General features: G+C 70.4%; 17 protein-coding genes. 7 read left to right on the top strand and 10 right to left on the bottom strand.

What is annotated here, in order from left to right:
* Window positions 1–8 precede the first annotated feature (8 nt).
* The 3 genes from F784_RS0112460 to F784_RS0112450 all read right to left on the bottom strand — a co-directional run bounded on the left by F784_RS0112460 (window position 9) and on the right by F784_RS0112450 (window position 6403).
* Window positions 9–3392, bottom strand: coding sequence for a DEAD/DEAH box helicase (locus F784_RS0112460; protein WP_019587065.1), 3384 nt, complete (start codon window positions 3390–3392; stop codon window positions 9–11).
* A gap of 4 nt (window positions 3393–3396) precedes the next feature.
* Entirely contained in the window at window positions 3397–4986 is a 1590-nt protein-coding gene (locus tag F784_RS0112455; protein WP_019587064.1) for a peptide chain release factor 3, read from the bottom strand.
* 505 nt (window positions 4987–5491) lie between these two features.
* Window positions 5492–6403 carry a histone deacetylase family protein gene (locus F784_RS0112450; RefSeq protein ID WP_019587063.1) on the bottom strand — a complete coding sequence of 304 codons (912 nt, stop codon included), beginning with the start codon at window positions 6401–6403 and terminating at the stop codon, window positions 5492–5494.
* A 144-nt stretch (window positions 6404–6547) separates the two neighbouring features.
* Between F784_RS0112450 and F784_RS0112445 the strand changes: the two genes are divergently transcribed.
* From F784_RS0112445 to F784_RS0112425, 5 genes are all read left to right on the top strand, one after another.
* Window positions 6548–8056, top strand: coding sequence for a S8 family peptidase (locus F784_RS0112445; RefSeq protein WP_019587062.1), 1509 nt, complete (start codon window positions 6548–6550; stop codon window positions 8054–8056).
* 38 nt (window positions 8057–8094) lie between these two features.
* A complete protein-coding gene (locus F784_RS0112440) occupies window positions 8095–9111 on the top strand; it encodes an NAD(P)H-dependent flavin oxidoreductase (protein ID WP_019587061.1) in 1017 nt (338 codons plus the stop codon).
* On the top strand, window positions 9099–9596 hold the full coding sequence (locus F784_RS0112435; protein WP_019587060.1) for a GNAT family N-acetyltransferase: 498 nt from the start codon (window positions 9099–9101) through the stop codon (window positions 9594–9596). Before F784_RS0112440 ends, F784_RS0112435 begins: the two co-directional genes overlap by 13 nt.
* 84 nt (window positions 9597–9680) lie before the next feature.
* Entirely contained in the window at window positions 9681–10589 is a 909-nt protein-coding gene (locus F784_RS0112430) for a S1C family serine protease (RefSeq protein WP_040383101.1), read from the top strand.
* An 80-nt stretch (window positions 10590–10669) separates the two neighbouring features.
* Window positions 10670–11269 carry a helix-turn-helix transcriptional regulator gene (locus F784_RS0112425; protein WP_019587058.1) on the top strand — a complete coding sequence of 200 codons (600 nt, stop codon included), beginning with the start codon at window positions 10670–10672 and terminating at the stop codon, window positions 11267–11269.
* 8 nt (window positions 11270–11277) lie between these two features.
* Here the strand turns inward: F784_RS0112425 and F784_RS0112420 are convergent, their stop codons facing one another.
* The 3 genes from F784_RS0112420 to F784_RS0112410 are packed head-to-tail and all read right to left on the bottom strand — an operon-like array spanning window position 11278 to window position 13856.
* The gene (locus F784_RS0112420; RefSeq protein WP_019587057.1) at window positions 11278–12267 is read right to left on the bottom strand and encodes an aldo/keto reductase; all 990 of its coding nucleotides are present in this window, start codon (window positions 12265–12267) and stop codon (window positions 11278–11280) included.
* A complete protein-coding gene (locus F784_RS0112415) occupies window positions 12264–12656 on the bottom strand; it encodes a MerR family transcriptional regulator (protein WP_026332444.1) in 393 nt (130 codons plus the stop codon). Before F784_RS0112415 ends, F784_RS0112420 begins: the two co-directional genes overlap by 4 nt.
* 33 nt (window positions 12657–12689) lie before the next feature.
* Window positions 12690–13856: a low temperature requirement protein A gene (locus F784_RS0112410; protein ID WP_019587055.1), complete on the bottom strand. Its 1167-nt coding sequence runs from the start codon at window positions 13854–13856 to the stop codon at window positions 12690–12692.
* A 43-nt stretch (window positions 13857–13899) separates the two neighbouring features.
* Here F784_RS0112410 and F784_RS0112405 point away from each other — a divergent pair, with 43 nt between their 5' ends.
* Window positions 13900–14625, top strand: coding sequence for a metallophosphoesterase family protein (locus F784_RS0112405; RefSeq protein WP_019587054.1), 726 nt, complete (start codon window positions 13900–13902; stop codon window positions 14623–14625).
* Between the two features lie 10 nt (window positions 14626–14635).
* Here the strand turns inward: F784_RS0112405 and F784_RS0112400 are convergent, their stop codons facing one another.
* Window positions 14636–15097 (bottom strand): DUF6194 family protein, encoded by a 462-nt coding sequence (locus F784_RS0112400; protein WP_019587053.1) that lies wholly within the window; start codon window positions 15095–15097, stop codon window positions 14636–14638.
* A gap of 130 nt (window positions 15098–15227) precedes the next feature.
* Between F784_RS0112400 and deoD the strand changes: the two genes are divergently transcribed.
* Entirely contained in the window at window positions 15228–15935 is a 708-nt protein-coding gene (deoD, locus tag F784_RS0112395; RefSeq protein ID WP_019587052.1) for a purine-nucleoside phosphorylase, read from the top strand.
* 447 nt (window positions 15936–16382) lie between these two features.
* Here the strand turns inward: deoD and F784_RS0112390 are convergent, their stop codons facing one another.
* From F784_RS0112390 to F784_RS23090, 3 genes are all read right to left on the bottom strand, one after another.
* Window positions 16383–17057 (bottom strand): hypothetical protein, encoded by a 675-nt coding sequence (locus F784_RS0112390; RefSeq protein ID WP_019587051.1) that lies wholly within the window; start codon window positions 17055–17057, stop codon window positions 16383–16385.
* A gap of 8 nt (window positions 17058–17065) precedes the next feature.
* Window positions 17066–18325: an RsmB/NOP family class I SAM-dependent RNA methyltransferase gene (locus tag F784_RS0112385; RefSeq protein WP_019587050.1), complete on the bottom strand. Its 1260-nt coding sequence runs from the start codon at window positions 18323–18325 to the stop codon at window positions 17066–17068.
* A 94-nt stretch (window positions 18326–18419) separates the two neighbouring features.
* Window positions 18420–19670 carry an MFS transporter gene (locus F784_RS23090; RefSeq protein WP_019587049.1) on the bottom strand — a complete coding sequence of 417 codons (1251 nt, stop codon included), beginning with the start codon at window positions 19668–19670 and terminating at the stop codon, window positions 18420–18422.
* Between the last annotated feature and the right edge of the window lie 137 nt (window positions 19671–19807).

The raw sequence follows: 19807 nt of genomic DNA, 5'->3' as shown, positions 1-19807 counted from the left end.
GTGCAAGGTCAGCCGGGCACGGGCTCCGGCTCGTCCTCCTCCAGCGGGGCGAACAGGCGTTCCAGGTCCCCCGTCGTCAGTTGCGTCGCGCTCGTCAGGCCGCCGTCCAGCACGCCCTTTGCCAGCGCCGCCTTCCGGTTCTGGAGGTCGAGAATCCGCTCCTCCACGCTGCCCGCCGCGATCAACCGGTAGACGAAGACGGGTTTGTCCTGCCCGATGCGGTAGGCGCGGTCGGTCGCCTGCGCCTCAGCGGCGGGGTTCCACCAGGGGTCGAGGTGGATCACCGTATCGGCGGCGGTGAGGTTCAGACCCACGCCCCCCGCCTTGAGGCTGACCAGGAAGACGGGCACCTCGCCCCCCTGGAACCGCTCGATCTGCGCCGCCCGGTTCTTCGTCTGCCCCGTCAGCTTGGCGTACCCGATCCCGAGGCCCACCAGCGTGTCCTCCAGAAATCCCAGCAGGGTGGCGAACTGGGAGAAGATCAGGACCCGGCGGCCCTCCTCGACCATCTGGGGGAGGTTCCCCGTCAGCCAGTCGAGCTTGGCATTGCCCTTCACCCCCCGGGCGGTGTCGAGTTTCACCAGCCGGGGATCGGTCACGGCCTGCCGCAGCTTGAGCAGCGCGTCGAGGATGGCGACGGTGGAGCGGGCCAGGCCCCGGGCGTCCAGCTCCTCGCGCACCCGCTCCAGCATGGTCACGCGCACCGTCTCGTAGAGGTCGCGCTGGTCGCCGTCTAGGGTCACGCGCACCGGGATCTCGGTCTTGGGCGGCAGCTCGTGCGCCACGTCACGCTTCTCGCGGCGCAGGATAAAGGGCTTGACCCGGGCAGCGAGGGCGGCCTGCCGGACGCGGTCCCCCTGTTTCTCGACGGGCACGCGGTACAGCTCCCGGAAGGTCTTCTCATCGTGTAGCAGCCCCGGCGTCAGGAAGTTGAACTGCGACCACAGCTCGCCGAGGTGGTTTTCCAGCGGCGTGCCCGTGAGGGTCAGGCGGTGCCGGGCCTTCAGTGCCCCGGCGGCCTTGGCAGCGGCACTCCTGGGGTTCTTGATGTTCTGCGCCTCGTCGAGCACGAGGAGGTGGAACTCGTGTTCACGCAGAAGGTCGATATCACGTGGCAGCAGCGGGTAGGTGGAGAGAACGAGGTCGTGGTCGGGGATGCGCCCGAAGTCGGCCTTGCGCCCCGGGCCGTGCAGAGTGAGCACCTTCAGGCCCGGCGTGAAGCGGCCCGCCTCCGCCCGCCAGTTGCCCAGCACGCTCGTCGGCGCGATGACGAGGCTGGGTCGGTCGGCGCGGCCCGCCTCCTTCTCGATCTGGAGGTGGGCGAGAGTTTGGAGCGTTTTCCCCAGCCCCATATCGTCCGCCAGAATCCCCCCGAGGTCGTACTCGCGCAGAAACTGCAGCCAGTTCAGGCCCTGTCGCTGGTAGGGGCGCAGGTCGGCGTTCAGCCCCGTGGGCGGCGGAACCTCCCTCACGCCCGCGAAGTTCCGCAAGCGGCGCCCGAGTTCAAGGAGTCGTTCGGCCCCCAGCCAGCGCGCGTGCAACGCCTCGTCGAGCATCGCCAGGCGGGCGGCGTCGAGGAGGGGCAGTTTCAATGGGCCTTCGGGCAGGTCGCGCAGATGCAGCTCGACGAGCACGCTGAGGATCGCCCGCACCCGTCCGGCGGGGAGCGGCAACCGGCGGCCATCGGGAAGCCGCGCGCTGATGATGTCCTCGTCCCCCAGCGCGGCCAGGGCCTCGGGCGTGAAGAGGTCCGGGTGCTCGGCGATCAGCGAGACGAGGATGGGGATCAGGCTGTGGCGCTCACCGTCCACGACCACCCCGAGTTCGAGGGTGAACCAGCCGCCCTCCTCCTCGGCCTCGCCGTACCAATCCTCGATGGAGGCAAAGCGGTAGGGGAAGGAGGGGTCCACCTCCACCCGGAATCCCCTGGCCTCCAGCCTCGGGATCTCCTCGGTCAGGAAGCGTTGCCAGTCGCCCTCCTGCGGAAAGGCGTACAGTGCGTTCGCCTCGGGGTGCCGGATGTGGTCGCCGCGGGGTTGCAGGGTCTGGAGACGCCTGAGGCCGGTGCGGGTGACCTGCCCACTGGCCCTTTTCTCGGCGGCCGGGTCGCGGGAGGCGAGGTGCAGGACGCCGTCCTCGTAGTGCTGGCGCCCTGTCTCCAGCGGCAGGCCGTCGTAGAGGTGGGTGAGGTGGGCGACGCCCAGCCGCTCCACCGCAGTCGTCCGCCGCCAGCCCTGGGCGCGGCTCACCTCCACGGCCTCCTCGCGCAGGGTCAGAACGGGCTGGTACTCCAGGGGCGTGCGGACCGTGCGGACGGGCCTGGGCGTGGGCAGCGCGTCCCCCAGGTCGGGGAAGGTCTGCCGCAGCGCCCGCGCGAAGCTGGCCGCCTGGGCGGGGGGCACCGGGGGCACCCCCAGAAAAGCGTGCTCCAGCGCCGGGGGCAGCGCCGAGGTGACGCGGCCCAGCACTCCCCCCTTCTCCTCCACGTACCAGCGGGGCGAGACCGGGAGGACCCGCACCCCTTCCGGCAGCGTGACGGCGGGCCGCTGTACCCCGCTCGCGTCCATCTCCCAGTCATAGCTGACCTGGCGCCCAGGGCCGGGCCGCAGCGGCTCGCGCCCACCCACCCAGTACAGCCGCCCAGTGTCCAGCAGACGGGCCAGTAGCGTGTCAGTGAGGGGGTGGGTGCCCAGGAACCACGTCTCCTCGCCCCCCTGCACGCCGCTCTCGGCCCCCAGCGCGAGGAGGTGGAGCAGGTCGCGGTCGGGGCGGGCATAGCGGGGCAGGACCTTGGGGTCGGCCAGCCCCCCCGCCCAGCGCAGGGTGTGCGGCAGGGGGAAGGTGGGGCCTCCCCGCAGTTCGCCCCGGCGCTCGGCGGCTCGGCGCACCCGCAAGGCGAGGACCTCGCGGCCCGAACGGGGTCTCACCGTCACGCTGAGGTCGAAGCGCAGCGTCTCCCGCTCCTCCTCCCGACGGGCCGCCGAGCCTCCCAGGTCAGCCGCCCCACTCAACCAGGCGCGCAGCGGGCTCGCCAGCGGGGGCAGGGGGGCGTCCTCCTCCGGGGAGGTTGGAACTTCTGCCGGAGCCGCCTCCACCGTCTCCCCCTCCGCCTGCTCCAGCGCCCTCTCCAGCGCCGGGCTCAGCAGCACCCGGGCGAGGTGCGGGCACCCCTTGCGCCCGCAACCACACTCGCCGCCGGTAAAGATGCCCGCCTCGTTCAGCAGGAAGTTCTGGCGGTAGATGCGCCCGTCCTCCTTGACCTGCGACTGCCCCTTGAACCCGAAGCGGGTGCGGGTGAGTTCCAGATCACCGACCGCCTTGGGGCTCAGGTTCAACGCCGCGCTGACGGCGGGCATGGAAAAGAAGGTGGGGGGGACGCGCTCCAGCCGCATCCGGTCACACCCGGGTGAGGTCACGCGGCAGCGGCAGGAACTCGATCTCGGGGTGCTGCTCGGCGGTGTAGTCGAGATCGTACCTGGAGCGGAAGAGCATGACCGGACGGCCCTGGTCGTCCTCCACGTGCCGCGCAAAACGGGCCACGCTGCCCGGGTCGCCCGCCAGCCAGCGGACGAGTTGGTAGGAGGTCACGTGCATCTCCACCTCCACCCCGTACTCCTCGGCGAGGCGGGCCTGGAACACCTCGAACTGGAGGGGACCGACCGCGCCCAGGTAGGGGTCACGCGCCCCATCCGTGGGATAGAAGACCTGCACCACGCCCTCCTCAGCGAGCTGCGTCAGGCCCTTCATGAACGCCTTGCGCTTGCCCACGTCCTTGAGGGAGAGGGTGGCGAAGGTTTCCGGGGTGAAGCGGGGGAAGCTCGGCAGCATTACCTTGGGGTCTACACTCACCACGTCGCCGATCTGGAAGACGCCGGGGTTGACGAGGCCGACGATGTCACCGGGGTACGCCTCCTCGACCTTCTCGCGGTCCTGGGCGAAGAGGGTGTGGGCCTGCGAGAGCCGCAGCTTGCGCCCGGTGCGCGTGTGCGTCACGTCCATACCCCGCTCGAAGTGCCCGCTCATCACCCGCATGAAGGCGGTCCGGTCGCGGTGCTGCTTGCTCATGTTGGCCTGGAGCTTGAAGACGAAGCCCGCGAACGGCGCATTCGGGTCACGCTCGCCCACGTTCGTCTCCACTGGGCCGGGCGGCGGCGCGAGGTCCACGAAGTGGCCCAGGAAGTGCTCGACCCCGAAATTGTTCATCGCCGAACCGAAGAAGACGGGCGTGAGTTCGCCGTTCAGGAAAGCCTCCGGCTCGAACTCCGGCATCGCGCCCTGGATGAGTTCCACGTCCTCCCGCAGCTTGGCGGCAAGGTCGGGGCCGACGAGGTCCACGAGCCGGGGATCGTCCAACCCCGCCGTCTGCACGGGCGCCCGGTGCTTGCCCCCCGAAGTGCGCTCAAAGGCGAGGACCTGCCCGGTCCCCAGGTCGTACACGCCCTTGAAATCCGGGCCGTCGCCGATGGGCCAGGTCAGCGGCACGGCAGTGATCTTGAGCGTGCCCTCGACCTGGGCGAGCAGCTCGAAGGGGTCCTGCGCCGGGCGGTCCATCTTGTTCACGAAGGTGAGGATCGGAATCCCCCGGTTGCGGCACACCGCGAACAGCTTCTCCGTCTGCGACTGGACGCCGCGCGCCGCGTCCAGAACCATCAGGGCGGAGTCGGCGGCGGTCAGCGTCCGGTAGGTGTCCTCCGAGAAGTCCTGGTGGCCCGGGGTGTCGAGCAGGTTGATGTGCCGCCCGGCGTACTCGAACGTGAGCGCCGAGGACGAGATGGAGATGCCGCGCTGCTGCTCGATGCTCATCCAGTCGGACTTGGTGTGCGAGCGGCCTTCTTTGGCAGTAACGGAGCCCGCCTCCTGAATGGCGCCTCCATACAGCAGCAGCTTCTCGGTAATGGTCGTTTTCCCGGCGTCCGGGTGGGAGATGATGGCGAAGGTCCGCCTGCGGGCGATCTCGTGTTCAAGTGAAGCGGTGGGGGTGGTCATGGGAACTCCTGCGCGGGCCGGAGCGGCGGCCCGATGGGTTGATGAAAGAGCAAAACGCGGCACCTGCGACTCGCGCTACGGGGGCGGGAGGAGGTGCGTCATCCGGTCATGATAGCGCAGAGGAGGGGGCGGGGCGTTCTGGGCGCGTGGGTGGAAAGAGAGATGAGCAAGCGCTGTTTACCAACCCCCTCTGCAAGCCGCTCTACAAGTCCCCACCTCCCCAAGGAGGGAGGTGGAAGAGCGCCAAAGCTCCTGCTTCCTAAAACCGTCAATGGTTGACGACCGATTCCCACACATGGCTCGGTCTCGCACCGCCTTGCTCACGCAGCGAGACGGTGGGCACGCGGCTGAGAACCCAGCAAGATCAAACATTGCGCGTGGAGGAAGGCGACCACAGGCGAGATGGGCCGAGCCCCTTGCCTAGCGCAGCGCCGCGCCCCTTGCCCTCTCTGGGGGGTGGGGGTAACCCGCAGCAAGACCTCCTGCCCCGGCCTCCTCCCACTCCTCACCCAAAAGCCGCCAGCGCCGCATCCAACGTCCCCAGCCGCGTCTCGATCAGCTTCTGCGGGTCCCGGTTGTATCCCCCAGCCATAACCGTCACGAGCGGCGTCCCCGCCCGGGCCGCCCAGCGAAACACCCGGTCGTCCCGCAACCGAACCCCTTCCGGCGTCAGCGCCAGCCGCCCGAGTTGATCCCCCTCCAGCACATCCGCCCCCGCCAGGTAAAAGGCGAAATCGGGCCGAAAGTCGGCAACAGCGGGAGCAATTACTTCATCCAACTCGGCGAGATACACCTCGTCCCCCGTGCCGTCGGGCAGGGCGAGGTCCAGACCGCTCCGTTCCTTCTGAAAGGGATAGTTGTTCGCGCCGTGGACGCTGACGGTGAAGACCCGTGCCTCGTCCTGAAGCAGGGCCGCGGTGCCGTTCCCCTGATGCACGTCGAGGTCGAGAATCAGGACGCGACGGGCGTGGCCCTGGTCGAGCAGCCAGCGCGTGCTGATGACCACGTCGTTCAGGAAGGAGAATCCTTCGGCCCGGTCGCGGTAGGCATGGTGGGTGCCGCCGCCCAGGTTGATGCCCAGGCCATGAGCGAGGGCGTCGCGGGTGGCCGCCAGCGTCGCCCCGCTGGAGAGCAGGCCCCGCTCCACCACGGCCGGATTCCAGGGAAAACCCAGGGCGCGTTCCTCCGCCCGCGTCACCTCCCCCCGGCGCCAGCGGGCGAGGTAGGCGGGGTCATGCACCCGCTCGGCGTCCACCCAGTCCAGCCGGGGAGCGTCGAGCAGCGGGAGCCGGGCGGCCGCCCCCACGAGCAGCGCCTCCAGGAACTCGCGGGGAAGGAACTGGCGCCGGGGTGGGGGTCCAGCCTGGTAAGCCGCGCGGCGAAAGGCCGTCCAAGCGCGGGGAAAGGTGGAAGTCACGAGAGAAAGGACACCGCCGATCGGCCGCCCTGAATCCTCTCACATGCGGCCAGTCCACACCCATCAACCCCACACAGATGCATCACAGCCCCAAAGTTACCCTGCGGTCAGCTCGCTGTGCACTTGCGCGGGTGGGAGAACCGGATGCTCAAAAAGTCGCTCGCCGTCATCATGATTTCGTCATCTCTTCTGGCCTGCGGCCAACTTTCAACGGGGGATCAACCTCCCGCCGCCTCCGGCCCCTCCGCCGACCTTCAGGCGCAGGCGGCCCGGCGCGAACGGTACATCGTGGTGTTCAAGACCGAGGGAGGACCCGCCGACGCGGCCGGGCGGGTGGCCCGGGCCGGGGGGCGGCTGGGCCGCAACCTGAGCGGGGTGGGCGTGCTGACCGCGACCGGGGACGCGGCCTTCGGGCGCCGCATGGCCGCCGACGCCGAGGTGCTGGCCGTCGGGCCGGAGGGCCACCTCAGCCTGCCCGCCGTGCAGGAGGTCACGTCCACCGGGACGAGGAGCAGCGACGACCTCTCGGGGCAGCAGTGGGACATGCGGCGCATCGGGGCCGGGGTGGGCGCGGCCCGGGCAGGCGCGCGGCAAAAGGATGTGCTTGTGGCCGTGCTCGATACCGGCGTGATGGACGACCACCCCGAGCTGCGCGGTCGCCTCGCCCTCAATGTGGGCACGAACTACTGCCGGGAGACGGGCGGGCCGAGTGGCGCGAGCGGCTACCCGGTCTACCGCACCTACCTCGACCCGGGCGCGCCCGGCGGTCCCTCCGCCGACGCCTGCACCAAGGGGGCGACCCCGACCTACGAGGGGCACGGGACCCACGTGGCGGGCATTCTCGGGGGCCGGGCGGACGGGGAGGGCATCACGGGAGTGGCGCCGGGGGTGAGGATCGCGGCCTATAAGGTCTTCGACCGCTACCGCTCGGCGGACGGACAGGACCAGCTCGGCGCGTTCGACGGGCCGGTCTTCGCGGCGATCCTGGACGCCGTGGACCGGGGCGCAGCGGTCATCAACATGAGCATGACGAGTACGCTCGACCGCTCGAACAAGGAGCACAACGCCATGTGGCACGCCTGGAGCCGGGTGACGAACTACGCGGCACGGAAAGGCGCGTTGATCGTGGCGGCGGCGGGCAACAGCGCCGAGAGTTCCAGGGGAAAGCTGGCGCACCTGCCCTCCGACCTCCCGGCCGTGATGTCGGTCTCGGCGACCGGCACCACCCACCTGGAGGGCGACGGGCAGGGCACCCTGTGGCCGAAGGGGCAGGACGTTCTCGCCTACTACTCCAACTGGGGTCCCAGCACCGACCTCGCCGCGCCGGGGGGCGACTGCGGCACCAACCCGGACAACAACCTGAGCTGGTGCGACGGGCCCAGCGGCAACGCCTACCAACTTCCCGACGACCACTACCGTTACATGATCCTCTCCAGCATGATCCACGAGGACGGCAGCGCCGGCTACGTCTACCTGTCGGGCACGAGCATGGCCGCCCCGCACGTGGCGGGGGTCGCGGCCCTGGTCAAGGCGCTGCACCCGAACTGGAACGCCGCACGGCTGCGCGCCCACCTGAAGGCGACGGCCGAGAAGATCGGGCAGAAGCAGGCTTTCGGCGGTGGCCTGGTGAGCGCCGACCGCGCCACGCGCTGAGGTCGGGGCCGGGGGGTCTACTCCCGTACACTTCCGGGATGAACGCGCTGATGGAGCGGCTCGGCCTGCGGGCACCGGTGGTTCAGGCCCCGATGGCGGGGGGACCTTCGACGCCGGAACTCGCGGCGGCTGTGAGCGAGGCGCGCGGCCTGGGCAGCCTGGGCGCGGCGTACCTGACACCCGGTCAGATTACGGAGGCGGGGGCGGCGGTGCGGGCGCTCACGACCCGGCCCTTCGGGGTCAACCTGTTCATCCCCGAACCGTTGCCAGAGGTCACGAACGCGGAGGTGGAGGCGGCAATGGCCGAACTCGCGCCGCTCCACTCGGAGCTGGGACTGCCCCCGCCCACACTGCCCGGGCAAGTGCGCGAGGACTTCGGCGCGCAGTTCCGGGCAGTGCTGGAGCTCAGGCCCGCCGTGTTCTCCTTTGCCTTCGGACGGCTAGGGATCAGGGAAATCGGCGTCCTGCGGAGCCTGGGAACACTGGTGATCGGCACCGCGACGGGTGTGGAGGAGGCCCGGCTCCTCGCGCTGGACGGGGTGGACGCCGTGGTCGTCCAAGGGGGCGCGGCGGGCGGGCACCGGGGCGGCTGGCTACACGACGAACTGGCCGACACGCTGGCGCTCATCCGGGCGGTTGCGTCGGCGGTGGACCTCCCGGTGATCGCGGCGGGCGGCCTGATGGACGCGGCGGATGTCCGTGCCGCGCTGGAGGCCGGGGCCAGCCTCGCCCAGTGCGGCACGGCCTTTCTGCGGGCAGCCGAGGCGGGCACCTCCGCACCCTACCGTGGGGCGCTCGCCTCGGCGGGGCCGGGGCAAACGACGCTCACCTGGGCCTTCAGTGGCCGGATGGCCCGCGGCCTGGCCAACCGGGTGACGGCACAGGTGCAGCGGCCCCTCCCCTACCCGTTGCAAAACGCGCTGACCCGCGAGTTGCGGTCAGCCGCCGTCAGAGCGCACCGCCCCGAGTTCCTGAGCCTCTGGGCGGGCGAGGGGGTCTGGCGCGGGCGGGCGGGCACGGCGGCGGAGCTTCTGGCGGGGTTATGGGACGGGTAACCCTGCGCCCGCTGCGCCGGGGCGACGAGGAGGCGGCCGTGCGCTGGGCCGCCGACCCCGAGTTCTGCCTCGCGGCAGGGTGGACGGTGGGGCTCGCCCCGCGCAAGGTGCGCGAACACTGGCAGCGCGTCGCGGCAAGTTTGGGACCGAACTTCCTGCGGCTGGGCGTCGAGTGGGAGGGGCGGCTGGTGGGCTATGTGGACCTGGCGGGCCTGACCCGGACCTGCGGCGAGTTCGGCATCGAGATCGGGGAGCGGACGCTGTGGGGCCGGGGAATCGGCACGGCGGCGGGAGGGCTGCTGCTGGCCCACGCCTTCGGCCCCCTCGGACTGGGCACCCTGACCGCCGAGGTCCACGCGCCCAACCTCCGCTCTCACGCCCTGATGCGCCGCCTGGGGTTCCGCGAGGTCGGGCGCGGCGAGCCGGAAGTGTACCGGGGCAGGGTGGTGGAGGTGGTGCGGTACGGGCTGGACCGACCCGGCTAACCCCTTTCCCCCCCGTTCGGTCAGGGGGACGTCCCCCTCCGTTCGCCTGGCGTCTTTTCGGTGCCCGCGGCGCACCCTGGGGCCATGACAACCTTTCAAGACCTTTCGGCAGGAATGGCGGACGCCGTGCGAACGGCAGGACAGAGCGTGGTGACGGTGCAGGCGGGCCGTCCGGTGAGCGGCACGGTGGTCGCCGACGGACAGGTGCTGACGGCCGCCCACGTCCTGCACGGAGACGAGGTGACGGTGCGGACCCCCGACGGCCGCGAATTGCCCGGCACGGTGGCGGGCCGCGACCCGGTGACGGACCTCGCGCTTGTGCGGGTGAAGGGCCTGAGCGTGCCGCCGCTGAGCCCCAGCGTGGGGGCACGGGTGGGCGAACTGCTCCTCGCGGTGGGGCGCCCGAACCACGGCGTGCGGGTGGGCCTGGGCCTGATGGAGCGCGAGGGTGTGCCGGAGCGGGGGCCGCTGCGCGGGTGGATGGAGGCGGGGGCGGCGCCCTTCCGGGGCGTGTCGGGCGGGGCGCTGGTGGACGCCCGGGGCGGTCTGGTCGGCGTGCTGAACGCAGGGGTCAGCCGGGGCACCCTGCTCGCCGTGCCCGCCTCACGTGCCCTGAAGGTGGCGGAGACGCTGGCCGCCCAGGGCCGCGTGCCGCGCGGTTTCCTGGGCGTGGCGACGCAGCCCGTGCGCTTCCCCAATCCGGCGAACGAGGGCACCGAGCCGGAGCGTGGGTCACGCCGGGGCCGTTACGGACGATGGGCGCGGGACGGTGGCCGCGTCGGCCTGGCCGTCGTGCAGGTCGAGGAGGGCAGTCCCGCCGCACAGGCCGGAATGCTCGTCGGGGACGTGCTGCTCGCGCTCGACGGCGAGAGCATCCGCCACCCGGGCGAGCTGCTGGAGCGCGTGCGCGAACGGGCCGGGGAGATGCTGAGCCTGCGCGTGCTGCGCGGCGGGCAGGAACTCGACCTCACCGTGACGGTGGGGACCCGCTGAACACCACCGGGAGGCCGGAGCGGGGCGGTGGGCAGGACTCACCCGCCCCAGTTCCGGCTGCAAGGCGGGTAGCATCGGGCATGACGGCCTCCTCGCTCCCCAGCGTGCAGGTCAGCGCCCGGTCACCGCTGCTGGGAGCGGGCCTGGGCGCCCTGCTCCTCGCGTCGGGTTTGCCCGTGGTGGCCGAGGGGGGCGAGGTTCTTGTCCTCGACGATGGCTGGCTGGACGACCCGGACGCCCTGGCGGACATGTGGCCGGAGGGGATGGGGGTGGTCGCGGTCGGCTCGCCCACCTGGGCCGGGGTGCTGGCCGAACTCGCGCCGGGCGGCTGGGCGTCCCTCCCGCTCGACGCCACGCCCGCCGAACTCCTCGCCGGGGTGCTGGGTGCGGCGGCGGGCCTGGCGGTGCTACCTCCCGCGCTCATCCCGGTTCCGGTAAGTCAGGCCGGGGAGGACACGGAGAACGCCCTTCCCACCGGCGACGTAACCCTCACCCCCCGCGAGCGCGACGTGCTGGCCCTGCTCGCCGAGGGGTTGAGCAACAAGCGGGCCGCCCGGGAACTCGGCGTGACCGAGAGCACCATCAAGTTCCACGTGCAGGCCGTGTATTCCAAGCTCGGGGTGCAGAGCCGGGCAGGGGCGGTGGCACGGGGGATTCAGCTCGGGTTGGTGAGCGTGTAGGGAGGGGCTCAGCGGTTCACGCTGCTCATATCCGGGTAGCGCTCCCCGCTCGCCGCACCCACCGGGAAGGCGGCGTCAATCCGCGCGAGGTCTTCCGGCGTCAGGGTCACGTCCAGCGCTCCCAGGTTCTCCTCCAGGTACTTCACCCGCTTGGTGCCGGGGATGGGCACGAGGTCCTCTCCCTGCGCCAGCACCCAGGCGAGCGCGAGTTGCGAGGGCGTGCAGCCCTTCTCGGCGGCCAGGCGCTCCACCTCGCGCACGAGATCGAGGTTTTTCTGGAAGTTCTCGCCCTGAAAGCGCGGGCTGTGGCGGCGGAAGTCGTCCGGGGCGAAGTCCTCAGGGCTCTTGATCTGCCCGGTCAGGAAACCGCGACCCAGGGGGCTGTACGGTACGAAGCCCACGCCGAGTTCCCGGCAGACTTGCAGGATGCCCTGTTCGGGATCGCGCGTCCAGAGGCTGTATTCCGTTTGCAGGGCGGTGATGGGATGCATGGTGTTCGCGCGGCGCAGCGTCTCGGCGGAGGCTTCCGACAGCCCCAGGAAGCGGACTTTCCCCTCCTGCACGAGTTCGCTCATGGCGCCGACCGTCTCCTCGATGGGCGTGTTGAGGTCCACCCGGTGCTGGTAGTACAGGTCGATGTGGTCCACCCCGAGCCGCCGCAGGCTGGCCTCGCACGCCGACCTCACGTACTCGGGGCGGCCATTAATCCCCAGCCGCTCGCCGTTCGGGCCGCGCACGTTCCCGAACTTCGTGGCGAGGACCACCCGGTCCCGCTTGCCCACCAGCCAGCGGCCCAGCAGTTCCTCGTTGCGCCCGACGCCGTACATGTCGGCGGTGTCGTAGAAGGTGACTCCAAGTTCGAGGGCGCGGTCGAGCGTTCGCAAATTCTCGGCGTCGTCCGCCCCGCCGTAGAACTCGCTCATGCCCATGCAGCCCAGGCCGAGGGCGGAGACGGCGAGGTCGCGCAGGTGCCGGGTGGGGAGGGAAGTGGTGGTCATGCGGTCTCCTTGTGCAGCACGGGGGAATGCTGCCGGTCGTACTTCTCGATCTTGTGGCGAATGGCGTTCAGGTCCGCCCGAAGGGCCTCCAGCCGGGCAACGACGGCCTGTTCATGCCGGACGAGCAGTTCCCGGCGCGCGGCGACGGTGCCGTCCCCCTGCCGGACGAGGGCCACGTACTCGCGCAGTCCCGCCATGCCCATGCCGGTGCCGCGCAGGCGCAGCAGGAAACGCAGCATCTCCAGTTCCCGCTCGGTGTACCGCCGCTCTCCGCCCGCCGCGCGGGGCACTGTCAGCAGGCCCTCGCGCTCGTAGTAGCGGAGGGTGTGGGTGCTGACGCCCAGGAGCGCGGCGGCCTCTTGAATCGGCAGAGGGAAGGCATCGGGCACAGGGGCACCGTACGCCTTCGAGTACACTCGAAGTCAACCCCGGCCGGGCTTAACGGTCTGCGCCCGGCGCCCCGCCTCCACCAGGAGCAGGACGACAAGCAGCGCGACGCACCCGCCCAGTTGCACCAGGCCCCCGGCGACAAGGGCGACGGGCACCGTCAGCAGCGCCCCCACCGCCGCGAGAAGGCGCAGGCGCCCCGGACCCAGCCCCATCAACCGCCGGAACAGCACATCCCCGGCCAGGTACAGGGCGAGGCCGCCTCCCAGGCACCAGGCATCGTGTGGAGTCGCGTGTCCCACCGGGTGCGCGACCACGCCCTTGATGCCCGCCGCGAGCACGATGATGCCCGCGAGCATCAGGTAGTGCCCGTAGCCGAACCCGGCGAGCGCGAGCCTCGCCCGGTCTCTGTCCGGCAGCGCGTCTATCCGGCGCTCGGCCCGCTGGTCGTCGCGGTCGAAGTAGGTCCACCACAGCGCCCCGGCGAGGGCCAGCCCGAGTGCCGCCGCCGTGACCAGCGTGGCATTCGGCGGCAATCCACGTGCCCCCGTGCCGATGGCGACGATGCTCTCCCCCAGCGCGATCAGGACCACCAGCCCGTGCCGCTCCACGAAATGCGCCGGGCTGAGCGTGAAGCCCCGCTCGCGCCCGAAAAAGGAGCTGGACACGACCACCCCGACCGCCGCCACCCACAAGGGCCAGTCCCACGGCGGGTTCACGAACCCGGCGAGCAGCACTAGCCCGGCCGAGACCAGGTTGAAGGGGGCGATGCCGAGGATGGCCCGCGCGCTCCCCGTCCGCGCCTGGGTGAAGAGCCCAGCGTGAACCAGCGTCACGACGAGTAACCCCACCCCATAGGCCACGCCACCCGCACCAAACACGGTCGGAATGGCGAGCGCCATCACCAGAAAGCCCGCCATCCCCGCGAACATCAGCAGGCGGTGCTTCGTGCGCTCGGTGCCCACGTTGCTCGTGAGCCACACGTACCCGCTGTAGATCCACCAGATCGTCATGAACACGAGGGCGGCCTTCAGGTAATCCGCCCCGTTCCGCGCCCCCACGATCAGGCTGGTGAGCTGCGTGACCGTGAAGACGAACACGAGGTCGAGAAACAGTTCCAGCGTGCTGACCCGCGTGATGACGGGCTCCGTCCGGGCCGTCTCACGGGTCGTCGGGAAGGCCGAGCCGGGCAGGTCCGTCATGCCCCATCCTGCCTGATACCCGGGCCCACCTCTACAGTGAGGCATGCGAATCGCGGTGTTCGGCGATATCCACGGCAACCTTCCGGCGCTGCGGGCGGCCCTCGTGGACATGCGGGCTCAGGGGGCGGAGGCGTTCGTGTGCCTGGGCGACGTGGCGATGGACGGCGTCTGGCCGCGCGAGTGCGTGGCGGAGGTGGCGGCGCTGGGCTGTCCGGTCGTGCGGGGCAATGCGGACTGGGAGATGCTGGAAGCGCCCGGCCCCTTCACCCCACGCGGCCTTCCCGACGAGCGGGAGTTGTGGGAGATCGGCAACTGGAGCCGCACGCAACTGACGAACGTGGACCGGGACGTGCTGCGAACCTACGCGCCGACCGTCAGCCTCCCCGACCTCCTGTGCTTCCACGGCAGCCCGGCGCGGGATGACGAGGAACTGGGAGCGCGAACACCAGAGGACCGACTGGAGGACTTACGGGCCGCGCACGGACAGCAGGGGGCCTGGGTGGGCGGTCATACCCACAAGCCGCTGCTCCGAACGCTGGACGGCTGGACCCTCCTCAATCCCGGCAGCGTGGGCCTGCCCTTCGAACGCCGGAACGGAAAGTACGTCAACCTCGCCCGCGCCGAGTACCTGCTCCTCGATCAGACGAGCGGAGGCTGGCAGGTAATCTTCCGCGCCGTCCCCTACAGCGTGGGGGAGGTGCAGCGGGGAATCCTCGCCTCGGGGATGCCGCACGCGGCGTGGGTGGCGGGGGACTGGGTGGCCGGATGACTGCCGGACCCTACCTATCCCGGCGCTCCGCCCGTGTGGCCTCACGACGGGTCGCCCGCGTATAGGCCTCGTTCAGCAGGGGCTGGAGCGCCTGAAACGTCGCCTCACTGGGGTTGAGCACACACACCCAGGCCATCGGCGCGTACAGGGGGTGCGGCATGAGCCGGTCCAGCGCCGTGTAGTCGTGCCCGGTGTCTATGACGGACGCCCCGTTGCCGCGGGGCACTGCCCCGAACAGCGAGCGGTAGGTTTCCGGACTCACCCCGACGTTGAGCCGAAAGACCGAGGGCCGGTCAAGCCGGGAGGCCTGGTCATACAGGTCGTTCGTGACCAGGGTGGCGAAGGGCAGCCAGCGGTCAGGGCCAGCCTCCTGTCCAGACCGGACCTGGAAAAAGAAGTTGCCCGACGACTCGATCACCTCCAGGTCGGCGTACCCGCGGGTGATGGCCTCTCTAACAGCGTCCTCATTCATGGTGAGACCTCCTGCCCCACCCTTACTGAGAAGCGTGAGCAAAAATCGGGGCTGGCCGTTGAATTCGCCTTCATCTCGGCGTATCCCTATGGCGGGACAGCGTTCGCGCCCGCCTGCTAGCCTGTCCCGCGTGAGTGTCCACCTGAATGCCGAACCCGGCCAGATCGCCGAGACTGTCCTGCTGCCCGGCGACCCCCTGCGCGCCCGGCACATCGCCGAGACCTTTTTCGAGCATCCCGTGCAGCACAATTCTGTGCGCGGGATGCTGGGCTACACCGGCACCTACAAGGGGCAGCGCGTCAGCGTGCAGGGCACCGGCATGGGCATCGCCTCCTCAATGATCTATGTGTCCGAACTGATCCAGGACTACGGCTGCCAGAACCTGATTCGGGTGGGCACCTGCGGCTCGTACCAGCCGGACGTGCATGTGCGCGACCTCGTACTGGCCCAGGCCGCCTGCACCGACTCCAACATCAACAACATCCGCTTCGGGGCCAAAAACTTCGCCCCCATTGCCGACTTCGGCCTGCTGCTGCGCGCCCACCAGATCGCGCAGGAACGCGGCTTTACCACCCACGTCGGCAACATCATGTCGAGCGACACCTTCTACCACGACGATTTCGACCAGTACAAACTCTGGGCAGCCTACGGCGTCCTCGCCGTCGAGATGGAGGCTGCCGGGCTCTACACCCTCGCCGCCAAGCACGGCGTCAAGGCCCTGACCATCCTTACCGTCTCCGACCACCTCGTCACCCGCGAGGAAACGACCGCCGAGGAACGCCAGACCACCTTCAACGGGATGATCGAGGTCGCGCTGGATGCGGCCCTGGGGCTGTAGGGGGGTAGGGACTGGGGTTGAAGGCGACACCGGGTCATACCCCGTTGCTGTGAAGTGTGGCTGTCCCAGCCTGTGGAAGCCAGGCCAGTGGCGGCCACCTCCTCCCAACCTTCCCCACAAGGGGGAGGAGGAAGAGCGCCAAAGCTTTAGCTCATTAAAACCGTCCTTGGTGAACGGCCCATTTCTACCCCTCAGCTCGCACTCGCACGGCCTTCACGCCGCCTTGCTCGCGCAGCGAGACGGTGGGCGGGTGACTGAGAGAACAGCAAGATCAAACCTTGCGCGTTAAAAAGAGCGGCCACGGGCGCGACGGGTAGGGACCTCGCCTAGCGCAGCGCCGCTCCCCCCTGCCCCCTCGGCTTCGTAGCTTTGCGAGTCTGGGAGGAAGGGGGCTGAGGGGGTGGGGGCCAACCGCAGCAAGACCCCCTGCCCCATAAACACTCGCGTTCACTCCCCCTTCGCCGGGAACACCTGATCGACCAAGATGCTGTACCCCAACGCCGTCGCCGCATCCCCCCGCGACCCCAGCGTGAGCATGACCGCCTTGCTCAGCGTCTCGTACCGGTTCACCATCCGGGCCCATTCCTTGGGATCGTACAGGCCGTACGTCTCGTCCGCCCCCGGCTTGTAGGCCCGCAAGGTTTTGATGTACTCGGCATTGTTCTGCCGGGCCTCTTGGACGGTGCGGGCGTACTGCTGCCCCGTCTGAGCGCCCAGGCGGCCGCTGGCGAGCGCGGCCAGACTGGCAAGCTGATCTTCCAGGGGCGCGAAGCTACGGGGAACGGCGTGGCTGTACATCGTGCCGCCCCCCGCCCGGATGCCCGCCAGCTCACTCTCCAGGTCCCGCAACTCGCGAAACTGCCCCCGCAACGTGGCGATCCGCGCCCGCAGCTGTGGCATCCCGGCCAGGCTCGCGCTCAACTTCGCCGCTCGACACTCGGCCCAGTTGTAGCTCGCGTTATCCTGGTCGGCCTCACTCCACAGATCGATGGTCAGGCGGTCGTAGCTGGTCGCGTCCACCGCGTTGGCGAGGGGGCAATTGGCGGGTGTCTGCGCCCGCGCCGCACTGAGAACGAGCAGAGCGGCCAGGGGAAGCAGCGAGCGGAGCGGGACGGACGTCATGCCCCAGCCTACTCCCCCCGCTCCCTCCTGAGGCGCACGATGAAAAAGCCGTCCAGGCCACCTTCCGGCACCGTCAGCACGCCCTCTCCGGCGGGTACGGTGGGCAGGTCCAAGTCGGGGAGCGGTTCAGGGGTGAACTCCGGGTGTGCGGTCAGGAAATCCCGCACAGTCTCCGGCCCCTCCTGCGGAGTAACACTGCACACGCTGTAGACGAGCAGACCGCCGGGCTCGACGAGTGCGGCGGCATTCGGCAGCATCCGGGCCTGGAGGGCCGCCATTTCTCCCACCGTCTCCTTTGTCAACCTCAACTTGATCTCGGGGTGGGCGCGCAGGGTGCCCGTGCCGGTGCAGGGCGCGTCCAGCAGGACAAACGGTGCGGGAGGCAGGTGCAGCGGCGTGGTCAGGTCATGGGTCAGGAAATCGGCGTGCAATCCCAGCCTTCTCAGGTTCGCTCGCGCCGCGTCGTGTTTGCGGGCGACGACATCCACACTTGTCACTCGCGCTCCCCGTGCCGCCAGCATGGCAGCCTTCACGCCCGCCCCCCCGGCGAGGTCCAGGACCCGCGCCTCCTCCACGTCGCCCAGCGCGTCCACGGCGGCGAGGCTGGCGGGGTTGATGGGCTGGGCCTGCCCCTGGCGGTATGCGGCGGAGTCACGCAAGGGGCGGGCGAGGGCTACCCGGTCCACCCCGTTCGGACCGGGCTCGACGGCGCTGCCCTCAGCCTCCAGGCTCCTGATCCCGGCGTCCGACAGGCTCAGCCAGAGGGGTTGCGGCTGGAGCTGGTCGGCCAGCACGGCGTCCGCCCGCTCGCCGTAGGCCGTGCGGAACACCTCGATCAGCCAGCCGGGAAGGGCGGAGCGGGTCTCGTCCGTCTCGGCGGGCGGCTCCACCCGGCGCAGGACCGCGTTCACCAGGCCGGGCGGGGCCAGCCGAGCCAGACGTGCCAGGTTCACGTACTCGCTGACCACCGCGTGGGGCGGAGTACCCAGAACCAATTTCTCGAAGGTCCCGGCGAGCAGCAGCGCGCGCGCCTTGGGATGCGTCTCGCCGCGCAGCAGGGGCGTGAGGGCCGCCTCCAACCGGAGGGCGTGGCGCAGGGTGCCGTACACGAGGTGGGTCGCTAGGCCCGCGTCCCGGGCGGCGAGACGCGCCTCCGTCAGCGCCGCGTCGAGTGCGGGGGCGGCAAAGGTTTCACCGGCCAGCACGCGCGTCAGGACACGTGCGGCCAGCACGCGGGCCGGGTTGGCGGTGGGGCGGGGGGCAGTCACCGGGGCAGGATAAGGCCGGAGGCGGGGACAGAAGCGGCCCGGGCTCGCCGTCTGGGGAAAACGGCAGGACCCGGGCCGATGGAAAAAGGTTCCGTCAGCTCCTGACCGCTCCCCCGTCCCTCCCCGCGGGCCGCACCTGGGGCCGCGCGATCAGGGTCCACACCAGGAGCGCGCTCAGGACGCCCCCGCTGAGCAGGTAGGGGGCCGCGTGCCCGGCGGTCTGGTACAGGCCGGTGCCCAGCAGCGGGCCGGTCATGCGCCCCAGCGCGAGGGCGCTGCTATTCAGGCCCGCAACGGCCCCCTGCCCACCCGCCCCCGCGCTCAGCGAGAGCGCGGCGCTCAGGCTGGGGCCGAGAATGGCGCTCCCCACGCCGATCACGGCGAGCGCGGCGGTGATCGCCCAGAAGGTGTGTGTCTGGGGCAGCAGGAACATCCCCGCGCCCATCACGAGCAGGCCCAGGCTAATCAGCGGGCCGGGCGCCACCTTCTTGCTCAGGGGCCGCATTGCCCCTCCCTGCACCGCAGCAGCGAGGAAGCCGAACACGGCGAGCATTCCACCGACCGCCTTGGCCGTCTCGGCGGCCCCCAGGCGCAGGGTATCCTGCACGTAGAACGCGATGGTCTGCTCCATCCCGACCGAGGCGAGCGTGTACAGGGCGCTGACCGCCAGGAAGAGCAGGATGGTGGGCTGCCGCAGCAGGGCGCGGCGTTCGCCCCGGGGGACCGCTCCGGCGCCCGCCCGGCGCGTCTCGGGCAGGGTGAGGAAAGCCGCAAGCGCGGTCAGCAGGCCCAGCCCCGCGCTGAAGAACACGGGTACCGTCAGCCCGAAGCCCGAGAGCAGGGCCCCCAGAGCCGGGCCGAACACCACGCCCAAGCCGAAGGCCGCGCCAATCAAGCCCATTGCGGCAGCGCGGTCCTTCTCGGCGGTCAGGTCGGCCATCATCGCCTGGGCCGTGGGCAGGGTGGCGCTGGAGAGCATCCCGCCGATCAGCCGGGCGGCGACGAGCAGCACGAACAGCGCGGTCCCGCCCAGCACGCCCTTGACCCCCAGGGCGGCGAGCACCCCGAACAGCCCGAAGCTCAGGGAGAAGCCGACCAGGCCGAGAATCAGGATGGGCTTGCGGCCGGTGCGCTCGCTGCGGCTGCCCCAGATCGGGGCGAACACGAATTGCGCGAGGCTGTAGGCGGTGGAGAACCAGCCGATCTGCGTCTCGCTGAGGCCCAGTTGCCGCCCCAGCGGCGCGATGATCGGGAACAGCACGCTCAGTCCCAGCATGGCGACGAAAATGGTCAGGAACAGGATCAGTTTGGGACTCCCGCGGCGGGGAGGGGTTGCGGCGCTCATGCCCCCAGTCTACCCCCCGCCCGACCGATCGGTCAGGGACGGATGTAGGTGGGGAGGGACACGAGGCCATTGCCGCTGCCACGGCAACTGGGGCCGCCGGATAGGGGTCACCTGATCCGGGGATGAAAAAGAGCTTT

The sequence above is a fragment of the Deinococcus apachensis DSM 19763 genome (assembly GCF_000381345.1).
Lineage (GTDB): Bacteria > Deinococcota > Deinococci > Deinococcales > Deinococcaceae > Deinococcus > Deinococcus apachensis.
The sequence above is the reverse complement of the archived record's forward strand: the minus strand, read 5'-3'. Positions and strand labels throughout refer to the sequence as shown.